General features: G+C 65.2%; 12 protein-coding genes. 11 read left to right on the top strand and 1 reads right to left on the bottom strand.

What is annotated here, in order from left to right; genetic code table 11:
* Positions 1-221: 221 nt before the first annotated feature.
* The 4 genes from NCT32_RS19605 to NCT32_RS19590 all read left to right on the top strand — a co-directional run bounded on the left by NCT32_RS19605 (position 222) and on the right by NCT32_RS19590 (position 4,578).
* The gene (locus NCT32_RS19605; protein ID WP_061117901.1) at positions 222-866 is read left to right on the top strand and encodes a hypothetical protein; all 645 of its coding nucleotides are present in this window, start codon (positions 222-224) and stop codon (positions 864-866) included.
* 29 nt (positions 867-895) lie between these two features.
* Positions 896-1,936 carry a LacI family DNA-binding transcriptional regulator gene (locus tag NCT32_RS19600; RefSeq protein ID WP_061117902.1) on the top strand — a complete coding sequence of 347 codons (1,041 nt, stop codon included), beginning with the start codon at positions 896-898 and terminating at the stop codon, positions 1,934-1,936.
* 79 nt (positions 1,937-2,015) lie between these two features.
* Positions 2,016-3,800: an IlvD/Edd family dehydratase gene (locus tag NCT32_RS19595; protein WP_061117903.1), complete on the top strand. Its 1,785-nt coding sequence runs from the start codon at positions 2,016-2,018 to the stop codon at positions 3,798-3,800.
* Positions 3,801-3,810: 10 nt separating this feature from the next.
* Complete coding sequence (locus tag NCT32_RS19590) at positions 3,811-4,578, top strand: SDR family NAD(P)-dependent oxidoreductase (protein ID WP_061117904.1); 768 nt, start codon at positions 3,811-3,813, stop codon at positions 4,576-4,578.
* An 18-nt stretch (positions 4,579-4,596) separates the two neighbouring features.
* Here NCT32_RS19590 and NCT32_RS19585 read toward each other — a convergent pair whose 3' ends face one another.
* Positions 4,597-4,929 (bottom strand): hypothetical protein, encoded by a 333-nt coding sequence (locus tag NCT32_RS19585; protein ID WP_061117905.1) that lies wholly within the window; start codon positions 4,927-4,929, stop codon positions 4,597-4,599.
* Between the two features lie 281 nt (positions 4,930-5,210).
* Between NCT32_RS19585 and NCT32_RS19580 the strand changes: the two genes are divergently transcribed.
* The 7 genes from NCT32_RS19580 (at position 5,211) to NCT32_RS19550 (ending at position 13,889) form a co-directional block, all read left to right on the top strand.
* Entirely contained in the window at positions 5,211-6,386 is a 1,176-nt protein-coding gene (locus tag NCT32_RS19580; RefSeq protein WP_250490487.1) for an MBL fold metallo-hydrolase, read from the top strand.
* A 75-nt stretch (positions 6,387-6,461) separates the two neighbouring features.
* Positions 6,462-8,087, top strand: coding sequence for a methyl-accepting chemotaxis protein (locus tag NCT32_RS19575; protein WP_061117906.1), 1,626 nt, complete (start codon positions 6,462-6,464; stop codon positions 8,085-8,087).
* 22 nt (positions 8,088-8,109) lie between these two features.
* A complete protein-coding gene (locus tag NCT32_RS19570; RefSeq protein ID WP_061118124.1) occupies positions 8,110-8,580 on the top strand; it encodes a chemotaxis protein CheW in 471 nt (156 codons plus the stop codon).
* A complete protein-coding gene (locus tag NCT32_RS19565) occupies positions 8,577-9,905 on the top strand; it encodes a protein-glutamate O-methyltransferase CheR (RefSeq protein ID WP_061117907.1) in 1,329 nt (442 codons plus the stop codon). Before NCT32_RS19570 ends, NCT32_RS19565 begins: the two co-directional genes overlap by 4 nt.
* Positions 9,902-10,633 (top strand): chemotaxis protein CheW, encoded by a 732-nt coding sequence (locus NCT32_RS19560; protein WP_061117908.1) that lies wholly within the window; start codon positions 9,902-9,904, stop codon positions 10,631-10,633. Before NCT32_RS19565 ends, NCT32_RS19560 begins: the two co-directional genes overlap by 4 nt.
* On the top strand, positions 10,630-12,894 hold the full coding sequence (locus NCT32_RS19555; protein WP_061117909.1) for a hybrid sensor histidine kinase/response regulator: 2,265 nt from the start codon (positions 10,630-10,632) through the stop codon (positions 12,892-12,894). Before NCT32_RS19560 ends, NCT32_RS19555 begins: the two co-directional genes overlap by 4 nt.
* Positions 12,891-13,889: a chemotaxis response regulator protein-glutamate methylesterase gene (locus NCT32_RS19550; protein WP_061117910.1), complete on the top strand. Its 999-nt coding sequence runs from the start codon at positions 12,891-12,893 to the stop codon at positions 13,887-13,889. Before NCT32_RS19555 ends, NCT32_RS19550 begins: the two co-directional genes overlap by 4 nt.
* Positions 13,890-13,911: the final 22 nt, after the last annotated feature.

Below are 13,911 nucleotides of genomic sequence, written 5' to 3'. Positions count from 1 at the left end.
GCCGATGATAGTGCGGATACCCGTGTGAAAGTAGGTAATCGTCAGGCTCCTCATGCGATAAACAAAAACCCCACCCCGCAAAGGTGGGGTTTTTGCGTTTGGGAACCGAATTCTTCCAAGAAAGTTCGTTCCAACACCATCCCATCTCCGATGCACGGTTTCAGTCGGTAGAATGGCGTCGAAAGGTTGTAACCATCATGCCGACCCTTCCCGGAGCGCATATGAGAACGAGCCTGTTGATTGCCGCCGTCAGCGCCGCGTTGCTTGTCGCGGCGTGTGGCAAGAAGAACGATGCAAGCGAGTCCAGCCTGGGCGCTGCGATTTCCGCCGACATGAAAACGAATCGCGGCCTGCTATGCCTGAATCGAAGTGGTCGTGGGCCGTACGCGTTCCCATCTGTCTATAGCAATCGCGACCTCAACGAATATTCCGCTGCCGCACTGCGCGAGCAACTCGCCGCGCTCGAAAAAAGCGGGCTCATTGCGCGCGCGGCGCCGACTCCGGCGAACGCCAACGCCAAGCAGAACGGCATCGCGTACGGTCTCACTGGCGAAGGGCAGAAATATGCGGTCGAAACCAACCGCCCCGCCGGCGACCCCAACGCCACGAGCGACCCGCGCGCCTGGATGCTTTGCTATGCGCACGTCAAGCTGGACAAGGTCGTCGGCTGGACGGAGCCCGATCCTACGGCTCACCGCTCGGACGTCACGTACACCTACAAGCTCGAAAGCGTGGCCCCGTGGATGGACGATCGTGACATCAAGCGCGCCTTTCCCGACGTGACCGCCGCCGACCGCGAGGCCGGTGAAACGAAGCTGCACATTATTCTCGAGCAGCGCGAGGACGGCTGGGTGCGGGTGGATTGAAGCCGCCGGCCCCGCTTTCGAAATCACACATGCCGCCATCGTCCTTCGATCCTTCCGCCGGCCCGCCGCGCATGTCTGATGTCGCGCGTCTCGCCGGCGTTTCGAAGATGACCGTATCCCGCGTGCTCGCCGGCCACAGTGTCGCGGTGGCGACGCGCGCTCGCGTCCAGAAGGCAATCGACGAACTCGGCTACGTCGCCGATGCCGCCGCGGGCGCCTTGTCGTCCGGACGCTCGGAGTTCGTCGCCGTGCTGGTTCCGTCGCTCGCAAGTTCCAACTTTTCGGACACCGTACGCGGTCTTTCCGCGTCGCTCGAGCCGCACGGCCTGCAATTGCTGATCGGAGACACGGACTACCATCTGGATCGCGAAGAACGGCTCGTGCGCTCGATGCTGCGTCATCAGCCGCGCTGCATCGCGCTGACCGGTTCGCGTCATACGGAAGCGACGCGCACGCTGCTGCGCCGCTCCGGCGTGCCCGTCGTGGAGATGTGGGATTCGCCGTCCGATCCGATCGATGCCGCCGTCGGGTTCTCCAACGTCAGCGCCGCAAGAGAGATGGTGCGCTATCTGGCGGACAAAGGCCACGAACGCATCGGCTTTCTCGGCGGGGCGAGCGAGCTGGACCGTCGCGGCCTGGATCGTTTGAAGGGCTTTCGCGCGCAGATGAAGGCGCTCGGTCTGGACGACGAACGCATCATTCGTCTCGGCGATTCTCCGATCACGATGAGTCACGGCGGCCCCGCGATGGCCGAATTGCTCGACACCTGGCCCGACACGCAAGCCGTGATGTGCGTCAGCGACATGTCTGCGTTCGGCGCGATAATGGAATGTCACCGGCGCGGCCTCGTCGTGCCGGACGACATCGCCGTCGCGGGCTTCGGTAACTTCGAAGTAGCCGCCTGCTGCACGCCATCGATCACGACGATTTCCGTCGATGCATACGGGATCGGCTCGCGGACCGGCGCGACCTTGCTGGCGGCGCTGGAGGCGCGCGAGCAAGGCATCGTCGGGCCGAGCGGCAAGCGCGTGCGCGTCGCTTATTCCGTGGTGCCGCGCGAAAGCGCCTGAGCCGAAGCAGTGCGCCGAGTGCGTGCTAACATTGAGTCGAATGTTACCGGTAACGTAAATATAAACAGAGAGACATCCCATGCCCCAACAGAATCCCAGGCGACTGCGCAGCCAGGAATGGTTCGACGATCCCTCGCACGCCGACATGACGGCTCTATACGTCGAGCGTTTCATGAACTACGGCCTGACGCGCGAGGAATTGCAATCGGGCCGACCGATCATCGGCATTGCGCAGACCGGCAGCGATCTGGCGCCGTGCAATCGCCATCACATCGAACTCGCCGCGCGAACGAAGGCAGGCATTCGCGATGCCGGTGGCATTCCAATGGAGTTCCCCGTGCATCCGCTCGCGGAGCAGAGCCGCCGCCCGACCGCCGCGCTCGATCGCAATCTCGCCTATCTCGGTCTGGTTGAAATCCTGCACGGCTTTCCGCTCGACGGCGTCGTGCTCACCACCGGTTGCGACAAGACGACGCCGGCGTGCCTGATGGCCGCGGCCACCGTCGACATGCCCGCGATCGTGCTCTCGGGCGGCCCGATGCTCGACGGCTGGCACGAAGGCAAGCGCGTCGGTTCAGGCACCGTGATCTGGCATGCGCGCAACCTGCTCGCGGCGGGCGAGATCGATTACGAAGGCTTCATGCGCCTGACGACGGCGTCGTCGCCGTCCATCGGCCATTGCAATACGATGGGCACCGCGCTTTCGATGAACAGTCTCGCCGAAGCGCTCGGCATGTCCCTGCCGACGTGCGCGAGCATTCCCGCCGCATATCGCGAGCGCGGGCAGATGGCGTACGCGACTGGCAAGCGCATCGTCGATATGGTGCGCGAGGATCTGAAGCCGTCGAAAATCATGACGCACGACGCGTTCATCAACGCAATCGTGGTCGCCTCAGCGCTCGGCGCATCGACGAATTGCCCCCCGCATCTGATCGCGATCGCGCGGCACATAGGCATCGAGTTGAGTCTCGATGATTGGCAACGCCATGGCGAACAGGTGCCGCTCATCGTGAACTGCATGCCCGCCGGCGAATATCTCGGCGAGAGCTTTCATCGCTCGGGCGGGGTGCCCGCGGTCATGCGGCAACTCGACAAGGCGGGACTCATCAGACGCGATTGCCTGACCGTGTCGGGCCGCACGATCGGCGAGATCGCGAACGATGCGCCGGCCGCCGACAATGAAGTCATCCGCACCACGGACGATCCGCTGAAACACGGCGCGGGCTTCATGGTCCTGTCGGGCAATTTCTTCGATAGCGCGATCATGAAGATGTCGGTCGTCGGCGATGCGTTCAGAAAGACGTACTTGAGCGAGCCCGGTGCGGAAAACGCTTTCGAGGCGCGCGCAATCGTCTTCGATGGCCCCGAGGATTACCACGCGCGCATCAACGATCCGTCGCTCGACATCGACGAACATTGCATCCTCGTGATTCGCGGCTGCGGCACGGTGGGTTATCCGGGCAGCGCGGAAGTCGTGAACATGGCGCCGCCCGCCGAACTGATCAAGCGCGGCATCGATTCGCTGCCCTGCATGGGAGACGGACGCCAGAGCGGGACGTCCGCGAGCCCGTCGATTCTCAACATGTCACCCGAAGCGGCGGTGGGCGGCGGTCTCGCGCTCCTGCGCACGAACGACAGGATTCGCGTCGATCTGAACGCGCGCAGCGTGAACGTGCTGCTGGACGAAGCCGAGCTCGAAAGCCGCCGCGCGCAATCCGCATTCGCCGCGCCGGTCGCGCAGACGCCGTGGCAGGAGTTGTATCGACAAACGGTAGGACAGTTGTCGACGGGCGGCTGTCTCGAACCCGCGACCCTGTATCTGAAGGTGATCGAAACGCGCGGCAATCCGCGCCATTCACACTGAGCGAGCCGCCATGTCCTACGCCATCTACCCGAGTCTTGCGGACAAGCGCGTCGTCGTGACGGGCGGCGGCAGCGGCATCGGCGCGGCGATCGTCGAGGCGTTCGCGAAGCAGGGCGCGCGCGTGTTCTTCATCGATGTCGCCGAGGCCGATTCGCGGCAACTCGAACAGGCCCTCGCGAGCGAGAAGCATGCGCCGACGTTTCTGCATTGCGATCTGCGCGACACGGCCGCCATCGAAAAGGCCTTCGACGACATCGCCAGCGAAGCCGGTTCAATCGACGTGCTGGTCAACAACGCCGCGAACGACGACCGCCATCAGTGGGACAACGTGAGCAGCGCGTACTGGGACGAGCGCATGGCCGTCAATCTGCGGCATCAGTTTTTCTGCGCGCAGGCCGCGGCAGAGCGCATGCGCACGCAGAAGCACGGCGCGATCGTCAATATGGGCTCGATTTCGTGGCATCTCGCGTTGCCCGATCTCACGCTCTACATGACCGCGAAGGCCGCGATCGAAGGACTCACGCGCGGGCTCGCGCGCGAACTCGGCGAGCATGGCATCCGCGTGAACACGGTGATTCCCGGCGCCGTGCGCACGCCGCGTCAGACGAAGCTGTGGCAATCGCCCGAAAGCGGGGCGAAACTGCTCGCGCAGCAATGCCTGCACGAGCGGATCGACCCGGAACACATCGCCCGCATGGTGCTGTTTCTCGCATCGGACGACGCGGCACGCTGCACCGCGCGCGACTATTACGTCGATGCGGGCTGGTTCGGCACGTGACGCATGACGTAATGCGTTTCAGATGCGCGCATCGCGACGCCGCGTCACCTTCGGCGTCGCCCTGACGGTCGGCATCGTGCCGCTTTCGATGCAATGCTGCACGGCATCTGCGGCTTCGTCATAGTCGCGTTCATCGAGCCAGTGCCAGACTGCCGCGAGAAAGAGGCCGAGTCCCGCATGCCCGCAATGGGCGATTACCTCGGCGATGCCTTCCGCGAGCGCGTCGTTGCGGCCCTCGGGCTGCATCGCGCTCGCGACATGCGATGCCGTGCGCGATACCAGCATCGCGTGCATCGTATGCAGTTGCGGATTGAACGTGCTTGCGGCGTTTTTTCTTTGACTGCTGCCCATGAAACCCCCGTCTCTGGCTCGGCATGCGGCGACGGCATTGGAATTGCGTGCGCGCCGCGAGTGATTCTTCGAATGCGCCTTTTCTTAGGCGATGGGGTCGACTTACGCAAGAAGCGGGCCGACGGTCCACTTCGACCGGCGAACTTCGTTTCGCGCCTTATATAACGGCGCAGCACGCATCCTGCTGGGAACGGAGAAAAAAGCGTGTAAAGACGATCGCGCATGCATTTCATACAATTCAGCGCCGTGTGCGGCAAGCAATCCATCAAAACATGCGTCTTATGTCCTACTTTTGGTCGGCTGTATTCGCTTTGATCGCGGGCTGCTCGTCGGGCGCAACCGCGCGCAGTGATGAATCCGCGCATGCACCGGAATCGCAACAGCCGCAAGCGCTGCACCACGCGAAGCGCACCGCGTCCGGCTTCGAAAACGATTATGGTCATCTGCCGCGCGAATCGTTTCTGAAGTGGCGCTGGGAGCGCTTCACGCATGGCTTGCCGAAACCGCCCGCGAACGGCTATCACTTTCCGATGGCGCATCCCGACATCGCGTGGCTCAAGGCCAACCGCACCGCCGATACGCTCACGTGGATCGGCCATGCGAGCGCGCTGGTACAGATCGACGGCGTGAACATCCTCACCGATCCGGTGTTCTCCGAGCGCGCATCGCCGTTCTCGTTCGCGGGCCCGAAGCGCAAGACGCCGCCCGGCCTCACGCTGAACGAGCTGCCGCACATCGACATCGTGCTGATTTCGCACAATCACTACGATCATCTCGACAAGCCGAGTATCGAAGCGCTCAACCGGCAACCGGGCGGCCCTCCGCGCTTTCTCGTGCCGCTCGGGATCAGGCAGTGGATGAAGGACATCGGCGTGACGAACGTCGAAGAACTCGACTGGAGCGACGAGACGCACGCTGCCGGGCTGAATATCTGGTTCGTGCCGAGCCAGCACTGGTCGGCGCGCACGCCGTTCGACCGCGCGGAAACCCTGTGGGGCGGCTGGGTCGTGAAGACGCCGGCAGGCGCGGCGCATCCGTACTCGTTTTACTTCGCGGGCGACACGGGCTATTCGCCGGACTTTCGCGATATCGGCGCGCGGTTCGGCGGTTTCGATCTCGCGCTGATTCCGATCGGCGCCTACGATCCGCGCTGGTTCATGCACGCGCAGCACGTCGATCCCGAGGAAGCGGTGCGTGTTTTCCAGGACGTCCACGCGAAGAAGGCGATCGGCATTCACTGGGGTTCATTCGAACTGACCGACGAGCCGCTCGACGAACCGCCACGCCGGCTCGCCGACGCCGTGCGCCGCGCCGGCCTGCCCGCAGACGCCTTCACCGTACTGAAACACGGTGAAATGATTCGCCTCGACACGCCGAACTCAAGCGCAGCCACAAGCGGCCGTAAACACGGTCTGGGAGCGCGGCTTTCACGCGCACGAATTCTTCCTGCAAATTGAGGCGCCTCATCGTCGAGGCGACTCGCGGTTGTGCGCGGCGCGGCAATCGTCTTTATCACTGATGGGGCTCATCGCGTGAAGCAACTGTCCATTCGGCATCGCATTCTGGCCAGCTTCGGCATCATTCTTTCACTGATGCTCGTCATGGCGGCACTGTCGTACACGCTGCTTGGCGGAATCGATCGCGAAGCCAAGAGTCTCGAAGACGATTCGATGCTCGGCGTCTCGCTTTCCAGCGATCTGCGCGCGACATGGTTCGAGAACTACGCGATCACGCAGCGGCTCGTCTTCATCGACAAGGACGCCGAACAGGTGCGCCGCGATACGCAGCGTCTCGCCGAAACGCGCGCCACGATCGACAAGCTGATGGACACCTACGTGCCTACCATCTTCGAAGAAGATGACCGGCGCCTCTTCAACGATTTCAAGCGCCAGCGCGACCTTTACCTTCCGGTTCAGGACGAGACGCTGCGCGAACTCGCGAGCTCGAAGGACGCGGCCGCCGCGACCTTCAACACGCGTCTCGCGCCGGTATGGGAAGCAGGACAGACCGCGACGCGCGCGCTCGTCGACCATAACGAGAGCTTCAACGCGAAATCCGTGGAAAGCATTCGCGGCTCGGTGCAGAAGTCGGAAGCGACGCTCATCGTCATCATGCTCATTGCGATTGCGGCGGCAGCGGTGCTCGGCTTCATGCTGATGAAGGCGCTGACGGTGCCGATGCTGCGCATGGTCGATGTGGTGGACAAGATGCGCACCGGCGACCTCACGCAGCGGCTCGCGCTCGCGCGCCGCGACGAATTCGGCACGCTGGAAGCGGGCTTCAATCGCATGACCGACGAGCTCACGGGTCTTGTCGGCCAGGCGCAGAAATCGGCTGTGCAGGTGACGACATCGGTATCTGAGATCGCGGCGACCGCGCGCGAGCAGCAGGCCACCGCGAGCGAGACGGCCGCGACGACGACGGAAATCGGCGCGACCTCGCGCGAGATTTTCGCCACGGCGCGCGACCTCGTGCGCACGATGAACGAAGTGTCGGGCGTGGCGGAGCAATCGGCGGCGCTCGCGGGCACGGGTCAGGCGGGACTCACGCGCATGGAGGAAACCATGCGCCTCGTGATGGAAGCGGCGGGCTCGGTGAACGGCAAGCTCGCGATCCTCAACGAAAAGGCGGGCAATATCAATCAGGTCGTCGCGACCATCACGAAAGTCGCGGATCAGACCAACTTGCTCTCGCTGAACGCGGCGATCGAGGCGGAGAAGGCGGGCGAGTATGGGCGCGGCTTCGCGGTCGTCGCGACCGAGATTCGCCGTCTCGCGGATCAGACGGCCGTCGCCACGTTCGACATCGAACAGATGGTGAAGGAGATCCAGTCCGCCGTCGCGGCAGGCGTGATGGGCATGGACAAGTTCTCCGAGGAAGTGCGCCGCGGCATGCTCGATGTGCAGCAAGTCGGCGGTCAGCTTTCGCAGATCATCCATCAGGTACAGACGCTCGCGCCGCGCTTCTCGATGATCAACGAAGGCATGCAGACGCAGGCCACCGGCGCGGACCAGATCTCGCAGGCGCTGTCGCAACTGTCCGAAGCCGCGCAGCAGACGGCCGAATCGCTGCGCCAGTCGACGCAGGCGATCGACGATCTCACGCATGTCGCGAACGGCCTGCGCACGGGCGTGTCGCGCTTCAAGGTGGCGGCTTGACGTTCCATTGAGGCGCGCCGCGATGCTCTTCGTCCAGTTCACGCTCGGGTCCGACCGCTATCTGCTCGACAGCGCGCACGTCGAACGCATGCTGCCGCTCGCGCCGCTGAAGGCGTTGCCGGGCGCGCCCGCCTGGGTCGCGGGCGTGCTCGATTACGAAGGCGCGAGCGTGCCCGTCATCGATATCGCGGCGCTTGCGCTCGGGCGCGCATCGCAGGAAAGGCTTTCGACGCGGCTCGCGCTCGTCGCGTATCCGCGTTGCGGCGACGACGGCGTGACGACGCTTCATCGGCTCGGTCTTCTGCTCGAACAGGCGACGCGCACCGTCACATTCGATGCCGCTTCGTTCAGCGATGCGGGCATCGACACGCCGCACGCGCGCTATCTCGGCCCGCTCACGCGCGACGAAGCGGGGCTGCTGCAATGGGTGCGCATCGAGCATCTGTTGCCCGACGACGTGCAGGCGCTGCTTTTCGCCGGGAGCGACGCATGAGCGCGCTGCCGACATCATTCGCCGATGCCCGTCATGACGAGCCGTTCGGCATGGGCCGATTCATCGACCTGCTGCATCGCACGATCGGGCTCGATGCCGAATCGATCGGCGCGAACGCGGTGTCGCGTGCGGTGCGCGAGCGTTACACCCTGTGGCGAGACGAGCACGGCGGCACACTGGACGACTACTATCGCGCGGTGACGCAAGATGCCGCGCACATGCAGGAACTGATCGAAGCGGTCGTCGTGCCGGAGACATGGTACTTTCGCGATCCCGAAGCCTTCGCCGCGCTCGCGCGTCTTGCGCGCGTGCGTCTGCACGAGCGGCCCGCGAAGCCGGTGCGCGTGCTGAGCGCGCCGTGCTCGACCGGCGAGGAAGCCTATACCGTTGCGATCGCGCTGATCGAAGCGGGCATCCCCGCCGAGCGCTTCTCGATCGACGCGATCGACGTGAGCGAACGCGCGCTTGCCGTCGCGCGCCGCGCGCACTACGGGCGCAACGCGTTTCGCCAGCGCGCGCTCGATTTTCGCGACCGTCACTTCCGCGCAGCCGATGGCGGCTGGCAACTCGATCCCGCCGTCGCGCAGACCGTGCGCTTCTCGCAAGCGAATCTTCTGCAACTCGACACGCACGCGTTCGAGCAGTTCGATTTCATTCTGTGCCGCAACGTGCTCATCTATTTCGACCGCGACACACAGTCCGCGGTTTTCCGTGTGCTCGATGCACTGCTCGCGCATGGCGGCACCTTATTCGTGGGTCCGGCGGAGACGGGTCTTCTGATGCGCGAGGGCATGAGCTCCTCGAACATTCCGCTCGCGTTCGCGTTCAACCGGGCCGAGCGCGAGCATGTCAGCGTCTTCGATGCGGCGTGGCCGAGCCTGCCCGCCGTGAAGACGCCGCCGCCCATGAAGTCCGCGTTCGTCCTGCCCGCATGGGCCAGCGCGCCGCCCCCGGTTCGTGCGGTGCCGGTGCCGGTTCCCGGGGCGCGCGAAGACGCGCGCGTTCGGCCCGAGCCCGCGATCAGCCTCACGCATGCGCGCGAACTCGCCGATGCCGGACAGCTCGAAGCCGCGGCGAACGCGGCGCATGCGTATCTGCGCGTGAATCCATCGAACGCGGATGCGTACTATCTGCTCGGCGTGATCGCGGATGCGCGTGGCGAGCATCAGGCAGCGCGCGGTCATTATCGTCGCGCGCTGTATCTCGAACCCGCGCATCCCGAAGCGCTCGCGCATCTGGCCGCTTGCCTCTCGCTCGACGGCGATGAAAGCGGCGCGCGCCTCTTGCTCGCACGCGCCGGGCGCGTCACCGGGAGCGCGCGATGAACGCACGCGACACCCATATCGCGATCGATATCGACGATTGCTGGAACCGCATCGGCGTGCGCGGCGATGCGTCGTGTCCGAAGCTCGAACGCTACGTGCATTGCCGCAATTGCCCGATTCACGACGAAGCGGCCGCGCGCGTGCTCGATCGCGTGGAAGCACGCACGTCGATCGAACAGACGAGCGCGGTTTCGTCGAACGAGACGCAGAGCGTCGGCCAGACCGGCGCGCATTCGTGTCTCGTGTTTCGCATCGGCGGCGAATGGCTCGGCTTGCCGACGACCGTTTGCGCGCAAGTCGCTCAACTGCGTCCGGTGCATTCGCTGCCGCATCGGCGGCATCGCGCGGTGCTCGGCATCGTCAACGTGCGTGGCCGACTGATCGTGTGCGCCTCGCTTGCGCGGCTCTTCGGCATCGAAGAACGCGCTGTGAACGACGTATCGCATAACCGGACGCTCGATGCGCGCGAGCTCGGCCGTCTGCTCGTCATCCAGCGCGCGCAAGGCCGCGATCATGCGAACGGCGATCATGAAGGTCCGATCGCTTTTCCCGTCGATGCCGTCGACGGCGTGCATCGTTTCACGAGCGCCCAGCTTCAGCCCGTGCCCGCGACGCTCGCGCAGCGCGTGGCGTCGCATGCGCATGCGGTGGCCGCGTTCAAGGACGCGACCGTCGGCCTGCTCGACGCCGATCGTCTCATCGACAGCATGAACCGGAGTCTCACATGACGAGCATCGATCCCGGCCGCTCGTCGTTGCTCGAACTCTTTCAGGAAGAAGCGCGCGCGCAGGCGCAGATTCTCTCCGATGGCCTCATCGCGCTCGAACGCGCACCGCGCGATCCCGTCACGCTCGAAGCGAGCATGCGCGCCGCGCATTCGCTGAAAGGCGCTGCGCGCGTGGTCGGCGTGCCGGTCGGCGTGACGCTCGCGCATGTGATGGAGGATTGCTTCGTCGCCGCGCAGGACGGGCGCGTCGTGCTCGACGCAGGCTATATCGACATGCTGCTGCGCGGCGTCGATCTCATCGTGCAGATCGGCGAGGCGCGCGACATCGATGCGCAAACGGCGCTCGAACGCGACGTGGATGCGTTCGTCGATGCGCTCAACGCGCGTCTCGAAGGCACGCAAGTGGCCGAAGCGCCGCTTTCGAGCCACGTTGCGCTGGATCTTTCGCAAGAACTTACGCTCGACAATGCGCCCGAGCTGGTCCAGACGCCTTCGCGCACGAATGAAGCGCGCATGCTGCGCATGCGTGCCGACACGCTCGACCGCCTGTTGAGCCACTCGGGCGAATCGCTCGTCGAATCGCGCTGGCTGAAGCCGTTTTCGCAATCGATGCTGCGCGTGAAGCGCATTCAGCACGACGCGAGCCGCGCGCTCGAACGTCTGCACGAAACGCTCACCGAGACGAACGCGACGCAACTCGACGCACGCGCGCATGCCGCGCTCGACGAAGTGCGGCGCCTGACGGCCGAAGCACATCGTCAATTGAGCGAGCGCCTGGCGGAACTCGAAAACTTCGATCGCCGCTCGACGCATCTCGCGCAGCAGATCTACGACGAAGCGCTCGCGTGCCGCATGCGTCCTTTCGTCGATGCGACCGGCGGCTTCGCGCGCATGGTGCGCGATGTCGCGCGCGGGCTCGGCAAGGACGTGCGGCTCGAGATCGCCGGCGAAACGACGCAGGTCGATCGCGACATTCTCGATCTGCTCGACGCGCCGCTCGGCCATCTGTTGCGCAACGCGGTCGATCACGGCATCGAGCAACCCGCGCTCAGGCGCGCGCTCGGCAAGCCCGACACCGGCACGATCACGCTCGAAGCGCGCCATAGCGCGGGTTCGCTCTTCATCAGCGTATCCGACGATGGCGCGGGCGTCGATCTCGATGCGCTGCGTCGCGCGGTCGTGCGCAAGAATCTCGCGAACGAGGACACTGCCGCGCGTCTCACCGAAGCCGAGCTGCTCGAATTTCTTTTCCTGCCCGGCTTCTCGATGCGCGATGCGGTCACGGATGTATCCGGGCGCGGCGTCGGCCTCGATGCGGTGCAGGACGTCGTGCGGCAGGTGCGCGGCAGTGTGCGCGTGACGCAGGACGTGCACGCGGGCACGCGCTTCACGTTGCAATTGCCCCTCACGCTGTCGGTGATCCGCAGCCTGATCGTCGAGGTGGCGGGCGAGCCTTACGGCCTGCCGCTCGCGCATGTCGCGCGCACGCTCGTGCTGCCCGCGAGCGCTATCGACACGCTCGAAGGCCAGCAGCACTTCTCGTTCGACGGAAAGCGCGTCGGCCTCGTCACCGCGCATCAGATCTTGCAGACCGCCGCATTCGAAGCGGCGAGCGATGCGCTCAACGTCGTCGTGATCGGGCAGGGCGCGGCGAGCTACGGCATCGTCATCGATCGATTTCTGGGCGAGCGCATGCTGGTCGTGCAGCCGCTCGACAAGCGGCTCGGCAAGGTGCGCAACATCGCGGCGGGCGCGCTGATGGAGAACGGCGACCCGCTGCTCATCGCCGATCTGGACGACTGGCTGCGCTCGGTCGAAAAGCTCGTTGGCAGCGGCGAACTCGGGCGCGTGGGCCCGAACGCGGCACGCTCGAGCGTGACGAGCGCAAAGCGCGTGCTCGTCGTCGACGATTCGCTCACCGTGCGCGAGCTGGAGCGCAAGCTGCTCGCCTCGCGCGGCTACGACGTGTCCGTCGCGGTAGATGGCATGGACGGCTGGAATGCGGTGCGTGGCGAACGCTTCGACCTCGTCATCACCGATATCGACATGCCGCGTCTCGATGGCATCGAGCTCGTCACGCTCATCAAGCGCGATGCGCAGCTTTCCGGCCTGCCGGTGATGATCGTGTCGTACAAGGATCGCGCGGAAGACCGTCAGCGCGGCCTCGATGCGGGCGCGGATTATTACCTCGCGAAAGGCAGTTTCCACGATCAGGCGCTCATCGAGGCGGTGCGCGATCTCATAGGCGAGGCGAAATCATGAAGATCGGCATCGTCAACGACGTTCCGCTCGCGGTGGAAGCGCTGCGGCGCGCGCTCGCGGCGCGGCCCGACTTCGAGATCGCGTGGGTCGCGCACGACGGTCGGCAGGCGGTCGACTATTGCGCGGCCCACACGCCCGATGTCGTGCTGATGGATCTCGTGATGCCGAACGTCGATGGCGTGCAGGCGTCGCGGACCATCATGGCGCGTTCGCCGTGCGCGATTCTCGTCGTCACCGTGGATGTCGGCGCGAACGCGTGGCGCGTGTACGAAGCGATGGGCGCGGGCGCGCTCGATGCCGTCGATACGCCCGCGCTCTCCGGCGCCGATGCGCGTCGCGGCGCGGCGGCATTGATTGCGAAGATCGATCAGATCGGCGCCCGGCTCGCGTCGTCGGGTGCCTCGTCCGTCAGCGCGATGAGCATGCCGAAAAGCCATGCGCGACTCGTTGCGATCGGCGCGTCGGCGGGCGGCCCGTCCGCGCTCGCAACGGTGCTCGGCGCGTTGCCGAAGGACTTCGCTGCGGCGATCGTCATCGTGCAGCATGTGGATCGCGCGTTCGCGGAAGGCATGGCGCAGTGGCTCCATGCGCAATCGGTGCTGCCCGTGCGCGTCGCGCGCGAGGGCGACAAACCGGTGCCGGGCGAAGTGCTGCTCGCTGCGACCAACGATCATCTCCATTTCGCCGATGCTTTACGCCTCGGTTACACCGCGCATCCCGAGCAGCTGCCTTACCGGCCTTCCGTCGATGTGTTTTTTCAGAGCGTGACCGAGCGCTGGACCGGCCGCGCGATCGGCGTGCTGCTGACGGGCATGGGCCGCGACGGCGCGATCGGCCTGAAGGCGATGCGCGCGAAGGGCTATCACACGATCGCGCAGGACGAGGCGACGAGCGCGGTGTACGGCATGCCGAAGGCCGCGGCCGCGCTCAACGCGGCGGCGTCGATATTGCCGCTGCCGCGCATCGCCGACGCAATCGCCAGGGCATTTTACTGATAGCGCCACGAACCAACCGATA

The sequence above is a fragment of the Caballeronia sp. INML2 genome (assembly GCF_023631365.1).
In the GTDB taxonomy this organism is placed as follows: Bacteria; Pseudomonadota; Gammaproteobacteria; order Burkholderiales; family Burkholderiaceae; genus Caballeronia; species Caballeronia turbans.
Note: the sequence above shows the minus strand (reverse complement) of the source record. Positions and strands in the feature narration are given on the sequence as shown.

Bases quoted from the DNA above. Each gene is read 5' to 3' on its own strand.
- NCT32_RS19605 (WP_061117901.1), top strand. From the start codon at position 222: ATGAGAACGAGCCTGTTGATTGCCGCCGTCAGCGCCGCGTTGCTTGTC.
- NCT32_RS19600 (WP_061117902.1), top strand. From the start codon at position 896: ATGCCGCCATCGTCCTTCGATCCTTCCGCCGGCCCGCCGCGCATGTCT.
- NCT32_RS19595 (WP_061117903.1), top strand. From the start codon at position 2,016: ATGCCCCAACAGAATCCCAGGCGACTGCGCAGCCAGGAATGGTTCGAC.
- NCT32_RS19590 (WP_061117904.1), top strand. From the start codon at position 3,811: ATGTCCTACGCCATCTACCCGAGTCTTGCGGACAAGCGCGTCGTCGTG.
- NCT32_RS19585 (WP_061117905.1), bottom strand. From the start codon at position 4,929: ATGGGCAGCAGTCAAAGAAAAAACGCCGCAAGCACGTTCAATCCGCAA.
- NCT32_RS19580 (WP_250490487.1), top strand. From the start codon at position 5,211: ATGTCCTACTTTTGGTCGGCTGTATTCGCTTTGATCGCGGGCTGCTCG.
- NCT32_RS19570 (WP_061118124.1), top strand. From the start codon at position 8,110: ATGCTCTTCGTCCAGTTCACGCTCGGGTCCGACCGCTATCTGCTCGAC.
- NCT32_RS19565 (WP_061117907.1), top strand. From the start codon at position 8,577: ATGAGCGCGCTGCCGACATCATTCGCCGATGCCCGTCATGACGAGCCG.
- NCT32_RS19560 (WP_061117908.1), top strand. From the start codon at position 9,902: ATGAACGCACGCGACACCCATATCGCGATCGATATCGACGATTGCTGG.
- NCT32_RS19555 (WP_061117909.1), top strand. From the start codon at position 10,630: ATGACGAGCATCGATCCCGGCCGCTCGTCGTTGCTCGAACTCTTTCAG.
- NCT32_RS19550 (WP_061117910.1), top strand. From the start codon at position 12,891: ATGAAGATCGGCATCGTCAACGACGTTCCGCTCGCGGTGGAAGCGCTG.